This window comes from Massilia sp. BKSP1R2A-1, assembly GCF_050586525.1.
Lineage (GTDB): Bacteria > Pseudomonadota > Gammaproteobacteria > Burkholderiales > Burkholderiaceae_D > Telluria.
On the sequence record NZ_JBOBRE010000006.1, the window covers coordinates 201,903 to 224,279 of the forward strand.

17 protein-coding genes are annotated in these 22,377 nt (G+C 65.8%); 8 read left to right on the plus strand and 9 right to left on the minus strand.

What is annotated here, in order from left to right; translation table 11 throughout:
* Positions 1–22 precede the first annotated feature (22 nt).
* Complete coding sequence (locus ACQ7JA_RS11645) at positions 23–1,141, minus strand: succinylglutamate desuccinylase/aspartoacylase family protein (protein ID WP_430897769.1); 1,119 nt, start codon at positions 1,139–1,141, stop codon at positions 23–25.
* 187 nt (positions 1,142–1,328) lie between these two features.
* Between ACQ7JA_RS11645 and ACQ7JA_RS11650 the strand changes: the two genes are divergently transcribed.
* From ACQ7JA_RS11650 to ACQ7JA_RS11660, 3 genes are read left to right on the plus strand one after another with little or no spacing between them, the layout of a single operon-like run.
* Complete coding sequence (locus ACQ7JA_RS11650) at positions 1,329–2,291, plus strand: MurR/RpiR family transcriptional regulator (RefSeq protein ID WP_430897771.1); 963 nt, start codon at positions 1,329–1,331, stop codon at positions 2,289–2,291.
* 24 nt (positions 2,292–2,315) lie between these two features.
* Complete coding sequence (locus tag ACQ7JA_RS11655) at positions 2,316–5,063, plus strand: TonB-dependent receptor (RefSeq protein ID WP_430897773.1); 2,748 nt, start codon at positions 2,316–2,318, stop codon at positions 5,061–5,063.
* Between the two features lie 9 nt (positions 5,064–5,072).
* Positions 5,073–6,281, plus strand: coding sequence for a cyanophycinase (locus ACQ7JA_RS11660; protein ID WP_430897775.1), 1,209 nt, complete (start codon positions 5,073–5,075; stop codon positions 6,279–6,281).
* A 185-nt stretch (positions 6,282–6,466) separates the two neighbouring features.
* Here ACQ7JA_RS11660 and uvrA read toward each other — a convergent pair whose 3' ends face one another.
* Positions 6,467–9,316 (minus strand): excinuclease ABC subunit UvrA, encoded by a 2,850-nt coding sequence (gene uvrA / locus ACQ7JA_RS11665; RefSeq protein WP_430897777.1) that lies wholly within the window; start codon positions 9,314–9,316, stop codon positions 6,467–6,469.
* 451 nt (positions 9,317–9,767) lie between these two features.
* Here uvrA and ssb point away from each other — a divergent pair, with 451 nt between their 5' ends.
* From ssb to ACQ7JA_RS11680, 3 genes are all read left to right on the plus strand, one after another.
* A complete protein-coding gene (gene ssb, locus ACQ7JA_RS11670; RefSeq protein WP_430897779.1) occupies positions 9,768–10,268 on the plus strand; it encodes a single-stranded DNA-binding protein in 501 nt (166 codons plus the stop codon).
* Positions 10,269–10,602: 334 nt separating this feature from the next.
* Positions 10,603–11,427, plus strand: coding sequence for an alpha/beta fold hydrolase (locus ACQ7JA_RS11675; RefSeq protein WP_430897781.1), 825 nt, complete (start codon positions 10,603–10,605; stop codon positions 11,425–11,427).
* A gap of 101 nt (positions 11,428–11,528) precedes the next feature.
* Entirely contained in the window at positions 11,529–12,293 is a 765-nt protein-coding gene (locus tag ACQ7JA_RS11680; protein ID WP_430897783.1) for an SDR family oxidoreductase, read from the plus strand.
* A 7-nt stretch (positions 12,294–12,300) separates the two neighbouring features.
* Here ACQ7JA_RS11680 and ACQ7JA_RS11685 read toward each other — a convergent pair whose 3' ends face one another.
* Positions 12,301–14,337 carry a diguanylate cyclase gene (locus ACQ7JA_RS11685; protein WP_430897785.1) on the minus strand — a complete coding sequence of 679 codons (2,037 nt, stop codon included), beginning with the start codon at positions 14,335–14,337 and terminating at the stop codon, positions 12,301–12,303.
* Between ACQ7JA_RS11685 and ACQ7JA_RS11690 the strand changes: the two genes are divergently transcribed.
* Positions 14,336–15,235, plus strand: a complete 900-nt coding sequence (locus ACQ7JA_RS11690) for a DUF6088 family protein (RefSeq protein ID WP_430897787.1) — start codon at positions 14,336–14,338, stop codon at positions 15,233–15,235. The two genes, ACQ7JA_RS11685 and ACQ7JA_RS11690, sit on opposite strands and share 2 nt — an antisense overlap.
* Entirely contained in the window at positions 15,232–16,260 is a 1,029-nt protein-coding gene (locus ACQ7JA_RS11695) for a nucleotidyl transferase AbiEii/AbiGii toxin family protein (RefSeq protein WP_430897789.1), read from the plus strand. Before ACQ7JA_RS11690 ends, ACQ7JA_RS11695 begins: the two co-directional genes overlap by 4 nt.
* 45 nt (positions 16,261–16,305) lie before the next feature.
* On the opposite strand, the gene mnhG is transcribed toward ACQ7JA_RS11695, so the two are convergent.
* The 6 genes from mnhG to ACQ7JA_RS11725 are packed head-to-tail and all read right to left on the minus strand — an operon-like array spanning position 16,306 to position 22,371.
* Positions 16,306–16,707, minus strand: coding sequence for a monovalent cation/H(+) antiporter subunit G (gene mnhG, locus ACQ7JA_RS11700; protein WP_430897791.1), 402 nt, complete (start codon positions 16,705–16,707; stop codon positions 16,306–16,308).
* The gene (locus ACQ7JA_RS11705; RefSeq protein ID WP_430897793.1) at positions 16,704–16,982 is read right to left on the minus strand and encodes a K+/H+ antiporter subunit F; all 279 of its coding nucleotides are present in this window, start codon (positions 16,980–16,982) and stop codon (positions 16,704–16,706) included. Before ACQ7JA_RS11705 ends, mnhG begins: the two co-directional genes overlap by 4 nt.
* A complete protein-coding gene (locus tag ACQ7JA_RS11710; RefSeq protein WP_430897795.1) occupies positions 16,966–17,484 on the minus strand; it encodes a Na+/H+ antiporter subunit E in 519 nt (172 codons plus the stop codon). Before ACQ7JA_RS11710 ends, ACQ7JA_RS11705 begins: the two co-directional genes overlap by 17 nt.
* Positions 17,481–19,121, minus strand: coding sequence for a monovalent cation/H+ antiporter subunit D (locus tag ACQ7JA_RS11715; protein WP_430897797.1), 1,641 nt, complete (start codon positions 19,119–19,121; stop codon positions 17,481–17,483). The genes ACQ7JA_RS11710 and ACQ7JA_RS11715 overlap by 4 nt, the downstream gene beginning before the upstream one ends.
* Positions 19,118–19,462 carry a Na+/H+ antiporter subunit C gene (locus ACQ7JA_RS11720; RefSeq protein WP_430897799.1) on the minus strand — a complete coding sequence of 115 codons (345 nt, stop codon included), beginning with the start codon at positions 19,460–19,462 and terminating at the stop codon, positions 19,118–19,120. The genes ACQ7JA_RS11715 and ACQ7JA_RS11720 overlap by 4 nt, the downstream gene beginning before the upstream one ends.
* Complete coding sequence (locus ACQ7JA_RS11725; protein ID WP_430897801.1) at positions 19,462–22,371, minus strand: monovalent cation/H+ antiporter subunit A; 2,910 nt, start codon at positions 22,369–22,371, stop codon at positions 19,462–19,464. Before ACQ7JA_RS11725 ends, ACQ7JA_RS11720 begins: the two co-directional genes overlap by 1 nt.
* Positions 22,372–22,377 lie beyond the last annotated feature (6 nt).

A 22,377-nucleotide genomic window follows, 5' to 3' on the forward strand; every position in this document is an offset into this window, starting at 1 on the left:
GCATGATCGACTCACTCGCTTGTCATTGGCTCAGCAGGGAGCCGGAACGGAAGGGCGTGGTGCCCGCTATCTTGCAGACCTGCATCCCGCGCTGCAGATGCCGGTGGGCGGTGCTGGCGAACAGCAATCCGCCGGTGGAAGCGCGAATGGTGGCGGTGGCGCCGCTCACCGGATTGACGATGTCGGCCACGGCTTCTCCCGCGTCGACATGCTCGCCGAGCGCCTTCAGGAACACCAGCACGCCCGACTGTGGCGCGTGCAGCGGCTCGACGGCCGCCAGCGGCGTTGCGGCGCACAAGGCCGCCGGCAAGGGCGCTGGCGGCATCTCGACCATGCCTTCGCGCGCGAGGAACTGCAGCAGCGCGTCGGCGTCCTGCTCGGCGAGCTCGTAGCGCACGTCCATTTCGCCGCGCAGTTCAACGGTGAACGCCATGCAGGCCGGCGGTACCGGCGTATCGCGGCCGACATGCTCGGCCAGTTCCCACCACAGGCGGCTGCACGCTTCGTCGAAAGGCGCGCCGCCCGAGGCGCTCGAGAGCAGCAGGGCGCGCGCGCCCAGGAGGGCCGACAGTTCGGCGGCCTTGGCGGCCAGCGGCGTTCCCGCATACACGTGCAACAGCGCTTCGTTATCGCAATGCAGGTCGAGCACGATGTCGGCGTCGATCGCCATCGACAGCAGGGTCTTCTTGAGTATCTCGGCCTGGTCCTGCGGCTCCCAGCGCGCAACGGCCTCGCGCGCCCCGGCGCGGACCATGGCCACATTGGCCTGTTCATCCGGGCCGAGGCGGCCCGCCAGCGCGTGCTTGAGGTCTTCGGCGACATGGCGGAAAGCGCGGTTGAAGTTCACCCCGGTGCCGAGGTCGAAGCGACCGAAGGGCGTTCCCTGGACCACTTGCGACAGGCCGATCGGATTCGCGGCCGGCACCAGCACGATCTCGCCACGGATGCGGCCTTCGGCGTCGAGCGTCTCCAGTTTGCGCCGCAGGAACTGCGCTACCAGCATGGCCGGCACTTCGTCCGCATGCAGCGAGGCCTGGATATAGGCCTTCTTGCCGCCGGACGGAGCGCCGTAATGGCAGGAAGTGAGATGGTAGATCGCCATGCCCGGTTCGGAAGCGATCGGGTGTGTCTGTATATGCATGCGCAGGTCTCCATCCGCTTTTATGCCGCTTGCATCGGCATCCGCGGGCATGTAGGTTTTTTTACACAAACCGAATCAGTGAAAGAATTTTTTCAAATTCCTGTTGAGTTTGCCACAGAAGCTGATTACATTTGGAAAATATTTTGAATTTTGCATGTCATAAAAGAACCATTCACCTCGCAAACACATGAGTCCTTCCAGCCTGCGCAACGCTTCACCCGATATCGGCTTCGCCGAGTCCTCGCTCGGCCAGTCGCTGCTGCGCATGCTGTCCGAAGGTTCGGCTTCCAATCGCAACATCGCCGACTACCTGCTGCGCAACCAGGTGCGCGTAACGGCGCTGGGCATCGAGGAACTGGCCGAGGCCTGCGAGGTGTCCTCCGCCACCATCAGCCGCTTCGCACGCGACCTCGGCTTCAAGAACTACGCGGCGATGCGCGGCGCGGTGGCCGAGACCCTGCAGTCGATGCTGCAGCCGGTCGAGAAACTGCGCAGCTCGATCGCGCGCCGTCCCGCCTCGCCCGCGCTGGAAAGCCTGGGCTATGCCGAGGCGGCCATCACCGCCACCAGCCGCGACCTGGCCGGGGCAAAGCTCGACCGCATCGGCGCGGGATTGACCAAGGCGCGCACCGTCTACGTGCTGGGCTTCGGCCTGTCCACCTTCCTGGCCGGCACGCTGGCCATGCACCTGCAGCCTTTCTGCCGCCATGTGGTCGAAGTCGCGGCGGCGGGCGGCACCGAGGTCGCGGCCAGCCAGCTGGCCACCATCACCGACAAGGACGTGCTGGTGGTGATCTCGCTGCCGCGCTACACGCTGGCCGCCGTCTCGCTCACCCGCTTCGCGCGCGACAGCGGCGCCACCGTCGTCTCGATCACCGATTCCCCGGCTTCGCCCCTGGCCGAACTCGGGCACCACGTGCTGTATGCGCACAGCGCGCACCCGGTGCTGCCCAGCAGCGCCAGCGCGGCGCTGGCCGTGATCGAGGCGCTGGCCGTGTCCCTCATGACCTCCAACAAGGCCAACGTCGCCAAGGCGGCCCGCCACACCGAGGCGATTGCCGCCTACCTGGTCGGCGAACACCAGATCCGTACCGGAAGCACGCAGAAAAAAGAGGGCGCTCCAAGGCGCCGCACCGTGAAGCAGTCCTGAGTCATCTTCGAAGAGGAGCATTGCATGAGGAAGCACATGTCGATTACCTTGCGGCCCACCATCCTGGCGTCGAGTGTCGTGGCCGCGCTGAGCCTGTTGACCCAGCAGGCCTGGGCGCAGCAGGGGGAGGGGCAAAAGATGCACCGGGTCGAGGTCACCGGTTCGTCGATCAAGCGCCTCGACTCCGAGGCCGCCCTGCCGGTGGAGCTGATCACGCGCGAGGACATCGACAAGATGGGCGTCACCACTGCCGCTGAACTCGTGCGCAACATCGCTGCGAATACGGCGCCGCTGACGGACGGCCCCAGCATTTCGGACAGTACCTCGGGGCAGCGCGGCCTGAACGGCGCGAACATGCGCGGCATCGGCGTTTCGTCCACCCTGATCCTGCTGAACGGCCGGCGCCTGGCCAACTTCGCCTCGCCCGGCGACAATGCCGGCGTCGACCTGAACAACATCCCGGCCGGCGCCATCCAGCGCGTCGAGGTGCTCAAGGACGGCGCCTCGGCGATCTACGGTACCGATGCGATCGGCGGCGTGATCAACTTCATCACCCGCAAGGACTACACCGGCATCGACGTCGCGGCCACCGCGGCGGGTACCCAGCACGGCGGCGCCGGCAAGCGCACCTTCAGCATCAGTGGCGGTACCGGCGACCTTGCCACCGACCGCTACAATGTCTGGGGCGTGCTCGATATCCAGCAGCTCGACAGCCTGCGATCCGGACAGCGCAGCTTCATCTCCGAGCGCGCATTGGCGACCACCTTGCCGGCGCAAATGTCGAGCAACACCTTTCCGGCCAACGTCGACATCTCGGCGGCGCAGCGCAGCGCCCTGATCGCCGCCGGCCTGCTGCCCGCGAACAGCCGGGTGAGCCGTATCAATCCGAGCGCACCCAACTGCAACCCGCCCGCCACCGTGTATGCGGCCCAGGGCCCGGGAGGCGTGGCCGGCTGCAGTTACGACTACATGGAAGACACCGAGCTCTATCCGGATTCGCGCAAGATCGGTTTCATCGGCCGCGCCACCTTCCAGCTCGACCAGGACAACCAGCTGTTCGCCGAACTGGTGCAGACCGAAGCGACGTCCAAGTACGTGCTGTCGCCGAATCCGGTCCGCATCCGCAACCTCCCGGTGAGCATCCTGCCGGACGCCTACCGCCGCGCCCTGAGCGGCCCTGGGCTGCCGACGACCTTCAGCGGCATCCGCTACCGCATGAAGGAAGCCGGCAACCGCAGCAACGAAGTGACCAGCGAGGGCCAGCGCCTGGTGCTGGGCGCCACCGGCAACGTGAAAGGATGGGACTACGACCTTGCCGTGGCCCGTGCCGAGAACCGCGCCGACGACCGCTACTTCGACGGCTACGTCCTGTTCGACCAGTTCGACGCCGCCGTGCGCAATGGCACCGTGAACCCCTTCGCGCCCTCGTCGCAGGCCGGCCTGGACCTGATCAACAAGATCAAGATCGACGACAAGGCGCGCAGGGCCAAGGGCATCTCGACCTCGATCGACGGCAAGATGTCGCGTTCGCTGGCCAAGCTGGCTGGCGGCGATCTGGCGCTCGCGGTCGGCGGCGAATTCCGGCGCGAGCACCAGCTGTTCACGCCATCCGAACTGCTCAAGTCGAACAACATCGCCGGCGACCGCGACAGTACCGTGCCGGCCGGCGAGCTGCTCGAAGTCGAGACCGCCGACAACCGGCGCAGGGTGAGTTCGGTCTTCACCGAAGTGGTTGCGCCGTTCACCAAGGAACTGGAGATGCAGTTCGCGCTGCGCCACGACCGCTACAGCGAGGTCGGCTCCACCACCAATCCGAAGATCGGCCTGCGCTGGCAGCCGAATGCGGCAGTGCTGGTGCGCGCCTCGGCCGGCACCGGTTTCCGCGCGCCGTCGCTGTCGGACCTGAAACGCCCCACCATCTTCGGCACCTCGGCCGGCATCCTGACCGATCCGCAATGCGTGGCGCAGGAAGGCAGCATCGACCTGTGCACGGACCAGTGGAACGTCGAGCGCCGTTCCAACCCTGACCTCAAGCCCGAGAAGTCGCGCCAGTTCACCTTCGGCACCGTGTTCGAGCTGAACAAGCGCACCAACTTCTCGATCGACTACTGGAACATCGAGAAGAAGGACGTGATCAGCACCCTCGGCGAACAGGTCATCATCGAGAACCCCACCGCCTACAACGGCAAGTACATCGAGCGCGACGAGGACGGCTTCATCTCCAACCTGCTCCTGATGAAGGAGAACCAGGGGCGCCTGAAGACCTCGGGCATCGACATCGCCGCCGACTGGCGTACCGAGCGCGGCGACTGGGGCCGCTTCGGCGTGAACCTGTCCGGCACCCGCATCCTGCGCTACGACCGGCAGTTCGGCCCATCCGAACCTTTCCGCAGCAACCTGGGCGTCTTCCTGAACGACCAGGCGATCCAGAAGTGGCGCCACCGCATCAGCTTCGAATGGGACAAGGGGCCGGTGAGCCTGACGCTGGCGAACCAGTACTCGTCGAGCTACACCGACCAGAACACGACCTACGATCCATTCACGGACAGCCTGCTGGCGCCCAACAAGGTCAAGGCCTATTCGCTGTGGGACCTGACCGGCAGCTGGGCCATCGGCAGCCAGCTCAAGCTGCGCGCCGGCGTGCTGAACCTGCTCGACAAGGATCCGCCGTTCTCGAACCAGGCGTATTTCTTCCTGGCCGGGTATGACCCGAGCTACACGGATCCGCGTGGCCGCAGCGGCTTCGTCAGCCTGAACTATTCGTTCCGCTAAGGGCGCCCCATGCTGAAGAGCCTATGCTTTGCGCTGGCGCTGGCAGGCGCCGGCATGGCCAGCGCCGCAGCCGCGGAGCCGCCCAAGGGATCGCTCGTCATCATCGGCGGCGGATTGCGTCCCGAGAACGCGGCGGTGTGGGAAAAGATCGTGCTGCTTGCCGGCGGCAAGGGCGCGCGCATCGCCGTGTTCCCGACCGCCGCCGAGAACCCGGCGCGCGAAGGCGGCAATGCGGTCGCGTTCCTGAACCGCCATGGGGCACAAGCCTTCATGGTGCCGGTCGCGCCGCGCCTTGCCGGCACCGATGCGCGCAAGGCGGCCGAGGATCCGGCCATCGCGGACACGGTGCGGGGTGCCGGCGGCGTCTTCTTCACGGGCGGCGACCAGGCCCGCATCACCGGCGTGCTGCGCCGTCCCGACGGGAGCAACAGCGCGGTGCTGGACGCATTGTGGAGCCTGTACCGGCGCGGCGGCGTGATCGCCGGCACCAGCGCGGGCGCGGCCATCATGAGCAGCACCATGTTCTACGATCCGCCGCTGGACGTGATCCCCATCCTCAAGCACGGCGTGGTGGACGGCAAGGACATCGCGCCGGGCCTGGGCTTCATCGGCGACGACGTCTTCATCGACCAGCACCTGCTGGTGCGCGGCCGCTTCGCGCGCATGCTGCCGGCGATGCTGAAGAAGGGCTACAAGCTGGGGCTCGGCATCGACGAGAACACCGCCGCCGTGGTCGGGCCCAACCGCGATGTGTCCGTGATCGGCTATACGGGCGCCCTGGTGCTCGACCTGACGGATGCGAGCACGGATCCGAAGCAGCCGCTCCTGAACCTGTCGAATGCCCGCATCAGCTACGTGGACAACGGCGACACCTTCAACCTGGTGAGCCGGACCTATGTGCCGAGCAAGGGCAAGGAGCCGGTCGACCGCAACATGCGCGAGTACCGCGAGGCGCTGTTCTACACCGACATCCTGGGCAATACCTCGGTGGTCAACCTGCTCGAAAAACTCGTGGACAGCAATCTGGAACGGGCCACGGGTCTCGCCTTCGAAGGTCCGACCAGCCGGGCGCCGGAACGCGGCTTCGAGTTCACTTTCTCGCGCGCGCCGGACAGCCGGGAGTACGTGACCAACCGCGAGGATGCCTGGTCGATCTACCGGATCAGGATGGACGTGCGGCCGGTGAAGATGCAGCAGCCGCTCTACACGGTCGAATGAAAAAAGGCCGCCCTGGAAGCACCAGGGCGGCCTTTCTTGTTCGTGGTTCGTAGGGTGCACGGCTTCGCCGTGCGCGCGTTCAAACAGCGCGTGAACCGCAAGCGCCGCATTCATTCATATGGAAGTTGAACGCGCGGACGGGAGACCCGTCCACCCTACAAAAATTCCCGTTTTGTTTGAGCGGTTCAGCCCTTCAGCAGCGGCTTCAGGTACTTGCCGGTCGCGCTGGCCTTGTTCTTCGCCACCTCTTCAGGCGTGCCGCTGGCAACGATCTGGCCGCCGCCCGCGCCGCCTTCCGGACCCAGGTCGACGATCCAGTCCGCCGTCTTGATCACGTCGAGGTTGTGCTCGATGATCGCCAGCGTATTGCCCTGGTCGCGCAGGCGGTGAATCACCTTCAGCAGCAGGTCGATGTCGGCGAAGTGCAGCCCGGTGGTCGGCTCGTCCAGGATGTACAGGGTACGTCCCGTATCGCGCTTGGACAGTTCCAGCGACAGCTTCACGCGCTGCGCCTCGCCGCCCGAGAGCGTGGTCGCGCTCTGGCCCAGCTTGATGTAGCCGAGGCCAACGTCCAGCAGCGTTTGCAGCTTCCTTGCGATGACCGGCACCGGCTTGAAGAACTCGTGCGCGTCCTCGACCGTCATCTCCAGCACTTCGGTGATGTTCTTGCCCTTGTACTGCACTTCCAGCGTTTCACGGTTGTAGCGCTTGCCGTGGCAGACATCGCAAGGCACGTATACGTCCGGCAGGAAGTGCATCTCGACCTTGATCACGCCGTCGCCCTGGCAGGCTTCGCAGCGGCCGCCCTTCACGTTGAAGGAGAAGCGGCCCGCCGAGTAGCCGCGTTCCTTTGCGGTCGGCACGGTGGCGAACAGGTCGCGGATCGGCGTGAACAGGCCGGTATACGTCGCCGGGTTCGAACGCGGGGTGCGGCCGATCGGCGCCTGGTCGACCGAGATCACCTTGTCGAAGTGCTCGAGGCCGTGGATGGACTCGTGCTCGGCCGGCTCGGTCTGCGAACCGTAGAGGTGGCGCGACAGGGCCGGGTACAGGGTGTCGTTGATCAGGGTCGACTTGCCCGAACCCGAGACGCCCGTCACGCAGGTCATCAGGCCGACCGGCAGCGTGAGCGACACGTTCTTCAGGTTGTTGCCCTTGGCGCCGGTGATCACCAGCTGGCGCGCGGGGTCGGCCTTGGTGCGCTTTTTCGGCACGTGGATCTTGCGGCGGCCATCCAGGTACTGGGCGGTCACCGAATGCTCGTTCTGCATGATTTCCGCGAGCGTGCCCTCGGCAATGATCTGGCCACCATGCACGCCCGCGCCCGGGCCCATGTCGACGATGTAGTCGGCGGTGCGGATCGCATCTTCGTCGTGCTCGACCACCAGCACGGAGTTGCCGATGTCGCGCAAATGCTTGAGCGTCGCGATCAGGCGGTCGTTGTCGCGCTGGTGCAGGCCGATCGAGGGTTCGTCGAGCACGTACATCACACCGGTCAGGCCGGAGCCGATCTGCGAGGCCAGGCGGATGCGCTGCGCCTCGCCGCCCGACAGGGTATCGGCGCTGCGGTCGAGCGACAGGTAGTCCAGGCCCACATTGTTCAGGAACTTCAGGCGCGCCGTGATTTCCTTGATGACGCGTTCGGCGATGTCCTTCTTGGCGCCGGTCAGTTCCAGGGTCTCGAAGAAGGCCAGGGTGTCGCGCAAGGGCTTATCGGAGACTTCGTAGATGGCGCGCTGCTGGGCTCCCTGCCCGATCTTCACGAAGCGCGCTTCGGTGCGCAGGCGCGCGCCTTCGCAGGCCGGGCACTTCTTCTCGTTGATGAACTTCGCCAGCTCTTCCTTGACCGCCATCGAATCGGTCTCGCGATAGCGGCGCTGCAGGTTGTTCACCACGCCTTCGAAGGTGTGCTCGCGGATCACGGTGCGGCCACGCTCGTTGACGTAGCTGAACGGAATCGAGGTTTTACCGGAGCCGAACAGCACGGCCTCTTGCGCCGACTTCGGCAGCGTCTCGAAAGGCTTGTCGAGGTCGAAGTCGTAGTAGGCCGCCAGGTTCTGCAGCATCTGGTAGTAGAACTGGTTACGGCGGTCCCAGCCCTTCACGGCGCCGGAGGCCAGCGACAGGTGCGGGAAGGCGACGATGCGCTTCGGATCGAAGAACTCGATGTGGCCCAGGCCGTCGCATTCCTGGCAGGCGCCCATCGGGTTATTGAAGGAGAACAGGCGCGGCTCAAGCTCCTGCAGCGAGTAGCCGCAGACGTTACAGGCGAACTTGTTCGAGAAGACGGTTTCCTTTTCGGTATCCATCTCGTAGGCCACGGCGCGGCCGTCGGCCAGGCGCAGCGCGGTCTCGAAGCTTTCGGCCAGGCGCTGCTTGATCTCGGCATTCACCTTCACGCGGTCGATGACGACGTCGATGGTGTGCTTCTCGGTCTTCTTCAGCTTCGGCAGTTCGTCGATCTCGACAATCTTGGCCGCATTGACGCCGCTGGCGATGCGGAAGCGCACGAAGCCCTGGGCCTGCATGGCCTGGAACAGGTCGCCGTGCTCGCCCTTGCGGTTGGCCACGACCGGGGCCAGGATCATCAGCTTGGTCCCTTCCGGCATGGCGAGGACGGCGTCGACCATCTGCGACACGGTCTGCGCGGCCAGCGGCTCGTGCGGGTGGTCCGGGCAGTAGGGCGTGCCGACGCGCGCGTACAGCAGGCGCAGGTAGTCGTGGATCTCGGTGACGGTGCCGACGGTCGAGCGCGGGTTGTGCGAGGTCGCCTTCTGCTCGATCGAGATCGCCGGCGACAGGCCTTCGATCAGGTCGACGTCCGGCTTCTCCATCAGCTGCAGGAACTGGCGCGCATAGGCCGACAGCGACTCGACGTAGCGGCGCTGGCCTTCGGCATAGAGGGTATCGAAGGCGAGCGACGACTTGCCCGAACCCGAGAGGCCCGTGATGACGATCAGCTTGTTACGCGGAAGGTCGAGGTTGATGTTCTTCAGGTTGTGCGTGCGTGCGCCGCGGATTCGAATTTCTTCCATTAGTCTTTTTGCAGGCTTTCAGTAAAGTTTGCAGGGCCGGCGCACGAAGATCCGGGGCGGTGAGCGGGCCAATCAGGGAGAACCCGTAAGTGTAGCTGGTTTTTCGAAGTGCTGTACATGCATCCAGCGGTTTTGTGCCGCTGGGATACGTTTCCTTTACCTTTTAGTATAGGAAAGCTGCCCAAGAAAAACCGGGGTCAGGGGTATGTGGGCCGGTTCGCGGCCTCTTCAATGACAAAGCAGCCAGAAGGCGAAAATTTTCTTTTGAGAGGCGGGTCAAGTTCGTATCAGGTCTTGTCAATCCGGCTCAATCGTGTGCGTGCGCGAGGCGCAAAAAAGGACTTTTGTTCCCTGCTCAACGGCCCCATAATAGTTGGCTGCAGCACTACGTTCCCTGACGCTTGGTCATCACGCAGAGTCAGGGCTCTACAAAACCCATTGGAGTATCAACATGGCATCAGTCAACAAGGTCATCATCGTCGGCAACCTCGGCCGCGACCCGGAAATCCGCTACATGCCGAGCGGCGACGCAATCGCGAACATCGCGGTCGCCACCTCGTACAAGTCGAAGGACCGCCAGACCGGCGAACAGAAAGAGCTGACCGAATGGCACCGTATTTCCTTCTTCGGCCGCCTGGCTGAAATCGTCGGCCAGTACCTCAAGAAGGGCTCCTCGGTCTACGTCGAAGGCCGCCTGCAGACCCGCAAGTACACCGACAAGGACGGCATCGAGCGCTACGCGACCGACATCATCGCCGAGAACATGCAGATGCTGGGCGGCCGCCAGGGCATGGGCGGCGACGCCGGCATGGGCGGCGGTATGGATGACGGCGGCTACGAGCCGCAGCAGCGCCCGGCCCCGCGCCAGGCGCCGCCGGCGCCGGCAGCACGTCCGCAGCCGCAGCGTCCGGCGCCGAACTTCTCGGACATGGATGACGACATTCCGTTCTGATCGGCGTTTCACGCTGAGTGCATAAAAGGGAAGCCAGTACGCTGGCTTCCCTTTTTTATTACGGAGGACTCCAGCATCGTTACTGCTGCAGCACCCCCAGGTAAAGGTCGGGAGCAGGCTCCAGCGATTGCTCGGGAAACGTGCTCTTCATCCTCGCCAGCCTGAGGCATGCGCTGGATCGGGCATCAGTACGCTTTCCTCGGTTATGCTTGCGAGCTAGTATTGAATGGCGCCCGCAAGGGCCCTTGCGGGCGGTTCGTTTGCCGCCAAACGCTTATACTTTCCAGCCGAGCAGTTCCCGTCGAACGTATCCACTTTATTCGAAAGGAAGCCCATGCCCCGCATCCAGACCTCCGGCCCCAACGCGACCGAGCTGTATTACTACGAACAGGGACAGGGCCAGCCCGTCGTGCTGATCCACGGCTGGCCGCTCAGCCATCGCATGTGGGAGTCGCAGATTACCGCGCTGGCGGAAAGCGGCTATCGCGTGATCGCCTACGACCGCCGCGGCTTCGGCCAGTCCGGCCGTCCGACCGGCGGCTACGACTACGACACGTTCGCCCAGGACCTCAATGCCTTGATGACGGAGCTGGACCTGGAGGACGCGGCCCTGGCCGGCTTCTCGATGGGCGGCGGCGAAGTGGCGCGCTACATCGGCCGCTTCGGAAGCGGACGTGTTTCCAAGGCCATGCTGCTGGGCGCGGTGCCGCCCTACCTTCTCAAGACCGGCGACAACCCGGAAGGTGTCGACAAGTCGGTGTTCGATGGCATGCTGGACGGCGTGCGCAAGGACCGCATCGGTTTCCTGGGTAGCTTCTTCCCCGGTTTCTATAACCTCGACCCGGACGCAAAGGAAAGCCAGGAACTGCTTGCCTTCAGCAAGTGGATCGCCTGGGAAGCCTCGCCCCTCGCGACCCAGCAGTGCATCGTCGCCTTCGGCACCACGGACTTCCGCGCCGACCTGGCGAAATTCGATGTTCCGACCCTGGTCGCGCATGGCGATGCCGACAAGATCGTGCCGCTCGGCGTATCGGGCCAGCGTTCGCACGAAATGATCGCCGGCAGCCGCCTGGAAGTCATTGAAGGCGCGCCGCATGGCTTCGCGGCCACGCATGCGGAGCAGCTGAACGCGCTGATGCTGGATTTCCTGAAGCGCTGAGGGCGCCGGCCCGCTCGCGCCATTCGATCGCAAGAAACGGATGGCGGCAGTGTGCCTGTCTCTCCTATCGTGTCCCTTCTTTCGATCGACAGGGAGTGGACATGAAAGTATTGAATGACAAGGTCGCCATCATCACCGGCGCCAGCTCCGGCATCGGCTACGAGACCGCAAAGCTGTTCGCCCGCGAGGGCGCAAAGCTGGTGCTGGTGGCGCGCGGCCAGGCCGGGCTCGATGCCCTGCTGGCGGAGCTGGCGGAGGACGATGCCGAAGCAGTGGCCTGCGCGGGCGACGTCGCCGACGAGGCATGTGCAAAGGCGGCGGTCGACCTGGCGCTCGCGCGTTTCGGCGGCCTCGATATCGCCTTCAACAATGCCGGCATGCTGGGTGCGATGCAGCCGCTGCCGGACCTGACGCTGGCCGAGTGGCGCGAGACCCTCGACGTCAACCTGACGAGCGCCTTCCTCGCCGCGAAATACCAGATCCCGGCGATGGCGGCGCGTGGCCAGGGCTCGCTCATCTTCACCTCGACCTTTGTCGGCCATACGGTCGGCATGCCGCATATGGCGGCCTATGCGGCCGGCAAGGCCGGACTGATCGGATTGACGCGGGCACTGGCCAGCGAGTGGGGCGCGCAAGGCATCCGCGTGAATGCCATCCTGCCCGGGGGGACGGATACGCCGCTGGGACGGGAAGTGGCGAATACGCCCGAAGCGCGCGCCTTCGTCGAAAGCCTGCATGCCCTCAAGCGCATCGCCACGCCGCAGGAGATTGCGCGCTCGGTGCTCTACCTGGCGTCCGATGCCGCCAGTTTTACGACCGGCACCGCCATGCTGGTCGATGGCGGCGCGTCGATCAGCAAGACCTGAAGAGGGCCTATGGTGCGGTCCGTGGACCCGGCACGCATTCCACCTCGAACAGGCCGGCGGGGGCAATGCCGTGGGCGCCGTCGAGCGCAGCCAGCACGATGGCCGGCGGCGCATGCAGGCGGCTGAGGATGCGGGCCTGGTTGCGGCCACCCGTCTTGCCCTGGTAGAGCGCCCAGTCGGCCAGCCGGGTGGCCGACTGCCAGTCGATCTCCCCGCCCGCGGCGGGCGGCAGCCAGACCACGCCGGCGGTGACCGTGACCGGGACGGTGCAGGTCTCCGCGTCGACCGGCGCGCTGCCGATCGCCTCGAGGATCCTGGCGGCCAGCACGGCGATGTAGCCTGGGTCGGTGCCGGGCGCGTACACCATGAACTCCTCGCCGCCCCAGCGCACCACCATGTCGCTGTCGCGCATGGCCGCGTTCAGGCGGTGCGCCACCTCGACCAGCACGGCGTCGCCCACGGCATGGCCCCAGCGGTCGTTGATGCTCTTGAAGTGGTCGATGTCCATCAGTACGAAGCAGTCGACACCGCTTGGCGCCACGGCGCGCCGTTCTGCCCTGGCGCCGGTCCGCGCCTGCATCTTTTCCAGGAATGAGCGGCGGTTGTGCAGCCCGGTCAGCGCATCGCGCATCGAATGGTATTCCAGCTGGCGGTTGAGCGTTTGCAGCTGCGCATTGCTGCGCGCCGCGCGGCGGTACAGCAGGTAGACGACGGCGCAGGCCAGCACGGTCAGGACGGCGGCGAAGGCGGTGGCAAGCTGGGCCCGGTGCCGACTGTCGAGCTCGGCATCCTTCAGCTCGTTCTCGCGCTTGAGCATGGCGATCTGGCGGGTGCGCTGGCTGGCGTCGAACTCTTCCTGCAGGCCGGCGATCGCGCGGTCGCGTGCGCTGCGTGCGCTGCTCAGCTGCAAGGCCTGCTGCTCGCGGACCGTGGCCAGCGCCAGCCGGTACTGGCCGGCCGCCTCGTGCATGCGGCCCTTCTCGTCCAGCATGGCCTCGACGTCCGCCACGGCGCCGGCCTTGCGCAGCCGGGCAATGACGCCGTCGATCAGGGGCAGGGCCTCCGCGGTTTTCCCCTGGCCCATCAGGCCGAAGCCGAGATTGGCCTTGGCCATGAGGATCAGGTTGTCGTCCTTGACGCGCAGCGATACCTCGAGGGCCTTGCGCGCCTCCAGTTCGGCGCGTGGATAGTCGTGCTGGCGCAGGTAGTAATCGGCGATATTGCCGCGGATGGAGGCCTCCATGCCGTCCAGGCCGGCCTGCTCGGCAAGGCCCAGGGCTTGCCGGAAGGCGGCGATGCCGTCCCTGCCGCGGTCCAGCCGGATCATGGCGATGCCCTCGGTGAGCCACAGCGAGGCGCTGGCGCGCGGGGTGATGCCCGGCTCGGCCAGGCCCTGGCGCGTCGTTTCGATCGCTTTCTCCGCGTGGTCGCTGTTGACGTAGACCTGGGCGATGCGGCCGTACAGCGAGGTGCGGTGGTCGGCGGCGCCCGGGTATCCCTGCAGCAGCTTCAGCGCGGACAGGTAGGCGGCGAGCGCCTTGTCGAAGCGCGATCGGGCGTTGTGGACATCGCCCTGGATGCTGTCGAGCATCGCATGGACGCCCGCCGGGGCATCGGCGGGCGCCCCGGCGCGGATATCGTCCAGCAGGGTCTGCGCCTGTTCTGTCCGGTTCCGGTCGAGCAATTGCCGTACTTCACCCAGGCGTGCCCGTGTTGCGCCTGCGTGGTCCTTGTTGGCCAGTGCAAGCTGATACGCCTTGCGTTCGGCCGCATAGGACTGCTCCAGCTGGCCGGCGTCTTCCCTGATCCAGACTTCGGCGCGCAACAGTTCCTGACGCAGCGCATAGGGCGCCGTTTCCGGCACCGAGGCCTGCAGGACTTCCAGCCTGCGCAGGGCGGCGTCGGTCGAGCGCTCGGCCAGGGATTGGATCGCGTGCAGCTCCGTGCGTGCGGCTGCCGCGCCCGGGTCGGCCGCATGCGTGGAAGCAGCCGGGCTCAAGGCCGCGAGAAGCAGAAGGGAGGCGAGGCGGGACGGACGTGGCATGCGGGCAGGGCAAGGGAATGTATACGCCACTAATTATCAAGTTGAAATACGTATTTCCACGGTGAAATTGAATGAAGTGAGACCCTGCTTTCGCTGCCTGATGTGCTTACGCAACACAACATTATCATCCAGAACACATAGGGAGATCCCAAGCGCCGTCAGCTATGGCCTTGTCATTTTTTGTCAGAAAAAAGCATGCTTTTTTCTGACGATATCTGTCAGAAAAAAAATGGGTAATATTTCTGACATGCCCCGAACCGCCACATCGCTGACGCCAGTCTCCCGTAAAGCGGGTGTCGACATCGCAGTGCGCCAGCTGCTCCATAGGTCTGCCCCAGGAAAAGTGTTCACTCCAGCCGATTTTCTGCACCTGGGCAGTCGCGCCGCAGTCGATCAGGCCCTGTCACGCCTTGTGAAGCAAGGCGCAATCAGGCGCCTGAGCCGTGGGTTGTACGACAAACCGAGAGAGCATGAAATATTCGGCGAACTGCTCCCTGAAACTCCCAGGATTGCCGAGGCGCTAGCCGAAAAGTCCAAGCTACGCCTTCAACCGTCAGGGGCCTATGCTGCAAATTTGCTCGGTTTGAGCGAGCAGGTTCCACTGAAGCTGACATTCTTGACTGACGGACCATCAAGGATAGTGAAGGTAGGTAGACAGGCGGTAGTCCTGAAGCACACGACACCGAAGAACATGGTGACAGCGGGGCGCATCAGCGGCCATCTGATCCAGGCGCTCAGGTACATGAAGAAGACACAAATGGATGTGAAGGCGATCTCCAGACTCAGTCACACCCTGACTGAGTCCGACAAGCGCATCCTGCTCCAGGATGCCCATCTGGCGCCGGCCTGGATCGGAAAAATCATGCGCAAACTAGGCGAAGGGCAGGAAATCGAATGAGCCATTTCTGGCTTCTTGACATCGAGCAGCGGCGCACCGCGTTCGAGCAGGCGGGTGCTCGAAAAGGATGGGTGGGAACCAGTATCGAAAAGGACTACTGGGTCTACTTCTGCCTGAAACATTTATTCGACATGCCCGGGCTTGCAGGCCACCTTACCTTCAAGGGAGGTACATCGCTATCGAAGGCATGGGGCCTGATCGACCGGTTTTCTGAAGATATCGACCTGACAATCGGCCGGGAACTCCTGGGCTATGTCGACGACAACGCGCCAGAACAGGCGCCAACATCGAGCAAGCAGAAAAAATTGCTCAAAGCCTTGCGCAAGTCCGCAGGCGAATACGTCCGCAGCACCATCTTTCCAGGACTTCGAGAGCGAATCGAAGGCGAACTGGGGAGTCAGGGATGGACGCTTTCACTCGACGCCGGCGACCCGGACCAGCAAACAATCTTGTTCGAATACCCTACGGTCTACGAAGACAAGGAAAGCAACTATCTGCGACGACGCGTCAAAATCGAGTTCGGTGCACGTGCCGACCCTTGGCCAGCATCTGCTCGTGCCATCACGCCAATTGTCGGCGAAATGTTTTCGGCACTTGCCATCCCATCGGAGGAGGTGCAGGTGCTTGCCGCCGAGCGGACATTCTGGGAAAAAGCCATGCTCCTGCATGAAGAGCGCTTCCGCCCTGAAGGAAAAGTACGCGGCGCCCGGATGGCGCGGCATTACTACGATGTCTATCGCCTGATTGAAAGCGGCGTTGCCGACACCGCTGCCGGAGATCTGGAGCTGCTCCATCAGGTGGCGGAACACCGGCAGGTCTTTTTCGGGCAAAGCTGGGTCGACTACCGGACGCTACAACCCGCGTCTCTCGAGCTTTCTCCGACCGAAGAGCAATACAAGGACTGGCAGCAGGACTACATCGATATGCAGGTTGAAATGTTCAGTGAAATCCCTCCGGCATTCGACGTCATCATGTCCACCATTCGCCAATTTCAGTCCGCATTTCGGGACCGGCTGAATCAGTAAGCCAAGCCACGGCCGCATGCGCGACATCCGGCCTCGGGAAAAGCTTCAGTCGGGCTGCCCGGGCCGATGGACGCGTGTCTGCTCAGCGATCTCATAGACGCCACCCGCCGTTGCGCCAGCATCGTGCTTCCTCGCCCGCAGGTCGCGGTAGACCGCCGCGCGCATGATCGTCATCGCCACCACCGGCGCCGTCAGCAGCAGGAAGATCGCGATGATGAGTTCATGGATCACGAGGCGCGACTGCTCCACCGTGAAGTAGAGCATCGAGGCAAGCAGCAGGCAGCCCGCGCCCAGGGTCACGGTGATCGCCGGCCCGTGCATGCGCTGGTAGAAGGTCGGCAGGCGCAGGAGACCCAGCGCGCCGGTCAGGATGATACTGGCGCCCAGCACCAGCAGCAGGGCCACCGGCAGGGCGGCCCAGTCCGGAATCGATTCGATGCCCTTCATTCGATGATCTCCCCGCGCATCAGGAACTTGGCCATCGCGATGGTCGACACGAAGCCGACCAATGCGATCAGGATCGCCGCCTCGAAATAGACCTGGGTGCCGAAGCGGATGCCCAGCACCAGGGCCAGCAGCATCCCGCACATCCACAGCGTATCCAGGGCCAGCACGCGGTCGTGGGCCGAGGGGCCGATGAGCAAGCGCACGGCGCAGAAGGCCATCGCCACCAGCACGCACACGAGGGCGTAGCCGACCGCCAGTTCAAGCAGGGTTTGCATCGTTACTCTCCGATTCAAAGATCTCGATCAGCGGCCGCTCGTAGCGGTCCTTGATGGTGTCGAACCACCACTGCTGGTCGTGCAGGTCGAAGACGTGCAGGGACAGCTCGTGCGTGTCCGGCAGCAGCTCCACCCACACCGTCCCCGGCGTCATGTTGATGAGGCAGGACAGCATCGCCAGGCCGTAGGGGTCGCGCAGGTGCAGGGGGATGCGCATGAACTCGGCCCTGACCGTCCCGTAGTCGCGGAACAGGATGATCCTGCAGACGTTCAGGCAGGAACGCACCACCTCGACGGAGGCCATGCCGATCAGGCGCAGGAAGACCAGCGGCTTGCGCAGGCGCGGATAGCCGAGCGGCTGCAGGCGGCGCGTGAGCAGCGGCACGGCGACGCCGAGCAGCACGCCGAACAGCAGGTTGGCCGGATCGAGCGCCTGGTTCAGCAGCAGCCACAGTGCGCAGAGCAGCAGCGAGACGAGGGGCCAGGGCAGCCAGGGCGTCATGGCGCCACCTCCTGCGATGCGGGGCCTGGCACCGGCTGCGTGCCCAGCACCGCATCGATATAGAGCTGCGGGCGGTGGATGTCGGCGCCCGCCCGCGCCAGGTAGGAGAACACCGGCTGCGCCTGGATCGTCAGCACGACCGACACCACCAGCAGGGCCGCCACCGGCATCACCTCGGCAGTGTGCAAGCGCGGCGGGCCGACGATCTCCGCGGCCCAGAAGGTGCGCACGCCGAAGCGCATCAGGGACACGATGGCGATCAGGCCGGACAGGATGATCAGGGCCATCAGCGACCAGCCCATGGGGCCGATGCCGCCGCCATGCGCACCCGGCTGCAGCAGGGCGTGGAACATGCCGAACTTGGCGACGAAACCCGATAGCGGCGGCAGGCCGGCGATCGTCAATGAACAGGCGGCGAAGGCCAGCGACAGGAAGGCCATGGCGGCCGGCACGCCTTTCCCTTTCGGTTCGGCCGGCATGTCCTCGACCGCATAGGCTTCCATGGTCAGGGCCAGCATCGCGGCGCCCGGCGTGCGGATGCGGTCGACCAGCTCGATCAGCAGCACGAAGGCGGCGATCGCGATCGTCGAGGCCAGGTAGTAATACAGCCCCGCCGTCACCAGGAGCGGCTCGCCGTAGCCGATCACCGCCAGCAGCGTGCCCGAGGAGACGATGGCGGCATAGCCGGCCATGCGCCCGGCCGTGTCGGTGGCCAGCATGCCGGCCGCGCCGAACACGATGGTCGCCATGCCGCCCCACAGCAGGGCATCGTAGCCGAAGTGCGCCGCCGGGCCGGCGCCTGCTCCGAACACCAGCAGCCAGATGCGCAGGATGACGTAGGCGCCGACCTTCGTCATCAGTACCAGCATCACGGCCACCGGCGGCGAGGCGGCCGAATACGTGGTCGGCAGCCAGAAGCCCAGCGGCCACATCGCGCCTTTCACCAGGAAGGCCAGGGCCAGCACGGCCACCCCGGTGCGCAGCAGGCCGGCCTCCGGACCGGCCAAGGCAGGGGCCCGGGCGGCCAGGTCGGCCATGTTGAGGGTGCCCGTGGTGGCGTAGATCATCGCGACCCCGATCAGGAACAGCAGGGCGGCGGCCAGGTTGATGGCGATGTACTGCATGCTGGCGCGCAGGCGCGCCACGTTGTAGCCGTGCAGGACCAGGCCGTAGGAGGCCGCCAGCATCACCTCGAAGAAGACGAAGAGGTTGAACAGGTCGTGGGTCAGGAAGGCGCCGTTGATCCCCATGAGCAGGAACTGGAACAGCGAGTGGAAGTGCACGCCGATGCGGCTCCAGCGCGGCTGGGCGTAGTGCAGGGCGCACAGTGCCAGCAGGGCGGTGAGCACCAGCATCATGCTGGACAGGCGGTCGGCCACCAGGGCGATGCCGAAGGGCGGGGCCCAGTTGGCGGCCAGGTAGACCCCGACGCCGCCCGGCCACTGGACGTCCGTCAGCCACACCAGCGCCAGCGCGTTCGCGAGCAGCAGCAGGGCCGAGCCGTAGCTGGCCACGAACTTCAGCCGGTGCCGGCCCTGGGTGAGCGGCGCGAGCAGCGCGCCGCACAGCAGGGGCAGCAGCACCGGAACGATCACGAGGTGGCGGGGCCAGTCCACATGGGTCAAGTCCAGAATCATTCTTCCGGTTCCTCCCCGTCCACGTGGTCGGTGCCGGTCAGGCCGCGCGCTCCGATCATGACGACCAGGTAGAGCGCCGTGGTGGCGAAGCCGATCACGATGGCGGTCAGCACCAGGGCTTGCGGCACCGGGTCGGCCAGCAGCGCCGGATCGGGCGGCGTCCCGGCGGGTGTGAGGGGCGGCCGGTCCACGCTCAGGCGGCCCATGGCGAAGATGAAGAGGTTGACGGCATAGGACATCAGCATCAGCCCGATCAGCACCTGGAAGCTGCGCGGGCGCAGGATCAGCCAGATGCCCGAGCCGAACACGATGCCGATGGCGATGGCGAGCGCGGCTTCCATTAGCGGATCTCCTTGGTGGGCGACAGGGACGACAGGCTGGTGCTGGGCGCGGCGCCCGGAACCCGCCGGCTGCGCAGCGACTGGTGGGCCAGGGCGACCAGGATCAGCATGGTGGTGCCGACCACCACCAGGAAGACGCCGAGGTCGAACACGAAGGCCGAGGGGATGTGCAGTTCGCCCAGCAGGGGCAGCGTCACATGGGCCGTATGGCTGGTGAGGAAGGGGAAGCCGAACAGCCAGGCCCCGATGCCGGTGCCGCAGGCGGAAATCAGGCCGAGGCCGATCCAGCGGTGCGGCCGCAGGCGCAGGTGCGATTCGACCCAGTCGGTGCCGGCCACCATGTACTGCACGATCAGGGCGGTGGCGAAGATCAGGCCGGCGACGAAGCCGCCGCCCGGCAGGTTGTGGCCGCGCATGAAGAAGTAGACGGCGATGACGCCCATCACCGGCAGCAGCAGGCGCAGGTAGACCGCCTGCACCATCAGGTAGCCGTCACGCGCCTGCTGCGCCGGCTTCTGGTTCACCGCCGGATCGACGTCGTTGGCCTGCTGCACCGGGATCGCGATACTCTCGGGGGCCGGGCGGAAGCGCCGCAGCAGCGCATACACGGTCAGGGCCACCGCCGACAGCACGGTGATCTCGCCCAGGGTGTCGAAGCCGCGGAAGTCGACCAGCAGCACGTTCACGACGTTGGCGCCGCCCCCTTCGGGCAAGGCGCGCTGCACGAAGAAGTCGCGCAGCGCCGTAGCGCCGGGGCGGGTGAGCACCGCATAGCTGGCCGCGGCCAGGGCCAGCCCGCCGAGCAGGGCCACGCCCAGGTCGCGCGAACGCCGCAGCCACGACTCCAGCGGCACGCGGCCCTTCAGGTGCTCGGGCTGGAAGCGCAGCGGCAGCCAGCGCAGGCCGAGCAGGACCAGCACCGTGGTGACCGTCTCGACCATCAGCTGGGTCAGCGCCAGGTCCGGGGCGGAGAGCCAGAGGAAGGTAATGCTGGTAATCATGCCCGTGCCGCCCACCAGCGCCAGCGCCGTCAGGCGGTGGTACTTCGCCTGCCAGGCCGCGGCCACGGCGCAGCCGGCGCCGATCAGCCAGAGCATGGCGAACAGCGGGTCGGCGTCCAGCAGAGAAGGCGTCACGAGATCGTGCACCGGGCGTGCCAGCAGCAGCGGCACCAGCACCATCGCCGTCATGAGCACCAGCAGCTGCGGCTGCAGGCGGCGCGTGCCGGTCCAGCGCAGCAGCCAGGCCGCGCCGGAAGACAGGCCGAGCATGGTGTTCTCGTACATCTGCGCCCCCTTCAGGCGGTGCAGCACCGGCACCCGGTCGCGCTCGCGCAGCTCGAAGCGGTTGCGCAGCAGGAGGTAGCACAGAACGCCGCCACCCAGCGCGGCCACGCTCATCATCAGGGGCAGGTTCACGCCGTGCCAGATCGCCAGGCTGTACTCCGGCAGCGTCGGGCCGAGCACCGAGCCGGCCGCCACCGCCAGCACGTCGCCCACCACGCGCTCGGGCATCACGCCCACCGCGATGCACAGCAGGACGAGGCACTCGATGGGCACGCGCATCCAGCGCGCCGGCTCGTGCGGCGTGTCCGGCAGGTCGTGCGCCAAGGGGCCGAAGAAGACGCTGATGAAGCGCAGCGAGTACACCACGCTGAACAGGCCCATGAGGACGGCCGCCACCGACATCCACCAGTTATCAAGACCGCCGACGATCATGGTCTCGGCGAAGAACATCTCCTTCGACAGGAAGCCGTTCATCAGGGGCACGCCCGCCATCGCCGCGCTGGCGACGATGGCCAGCGCCGCCGTGTGCGGCATCGCGCGCCTGAGGCCGCGCAGCATGCGCATGTCGCGGGTACCGCTCTCGTGGTCGACGATGCCGACCGCCATGAAGAGGGAGGCCTTGAACACCGCGTGATTCATCGTGTGGAAGATCGCCGCCACCACCGACAGCGGGGTGCCGATGCCCATCAATACCGTGATCAGGCCCAGGTGGCTGATGGTCGAATAGGCGAGCAGGCCCTTCATGTCGTGCTGGAAGATCGCGAAGAGGGAGCCGATCAGGAGGGTGCAGACGCCGGCGCCGGCGAGGATCCAGAACCAGGCTTCGGTGCCCGCCAGCGCCGGCCACAGGCGCATCAGGAGGAAGACTCCGGCCTTCACCATGGTGGCCGAGTGCAGGTAGGCGGAGACGGGCGTGGGCGCGGCCATCGCGTGCGGCAGCCAGAATTGGAAGGGGAATTGCGCGCTCTTGGTCAGGGCGCCCAGCGCCACCAGCACCAGGGCCGGCAGGTACCAGTCGTGGGCGCGGATGACATTGCCGGCCGCGAGCACCTTTTCCAGCTCGTAGCTGCCCGCCATCTGCCCGAGGAGGAGCATCCCGGCCAGCATGCACAGGCCGCCGATGGTGGTGACCGTGAAGGCCATGCGCGCGCCGCGGCGGGCGTCGTTGCGCTCCTGCCAGTAGCCGATCAGGAGGAAGGAAGTGATGCTGGTGAGCTCCCAGAACACCACCAGCTGGATCAGGTTCCCCGACAGGACCACGCCCAGCATCGAGCCCATGAAGGCCATGATGTAGGCATAGAAGCGCGCCACCGGGTCGCGCCGGGACATGTAGTAGCGCGCGTACAGCAGCACCAGCACGCCGATGCCGAGCACCATGATGGTGAAGACCCAGGCCAGGCCATCCATGCGCAGGATGATGTCGAGCCCGAAGCTGGGCAGCCAGGGGTGGCGTTCCTGCGGCACCTCGCCGGCGGCGATGCGGTCGAACTGGCTGACGGCGAGGGCGAGGGCCGCAAGGGTGGCAAGGGCGGAGACGGCGGCCGGGCGGTGGCGCGAGCCGGCGGGCATGCAGGCCGCCAGGAAAGCCGCGCCGAAGGGCAGGAGAACGAGCAGGAGCAGCATCAGCGC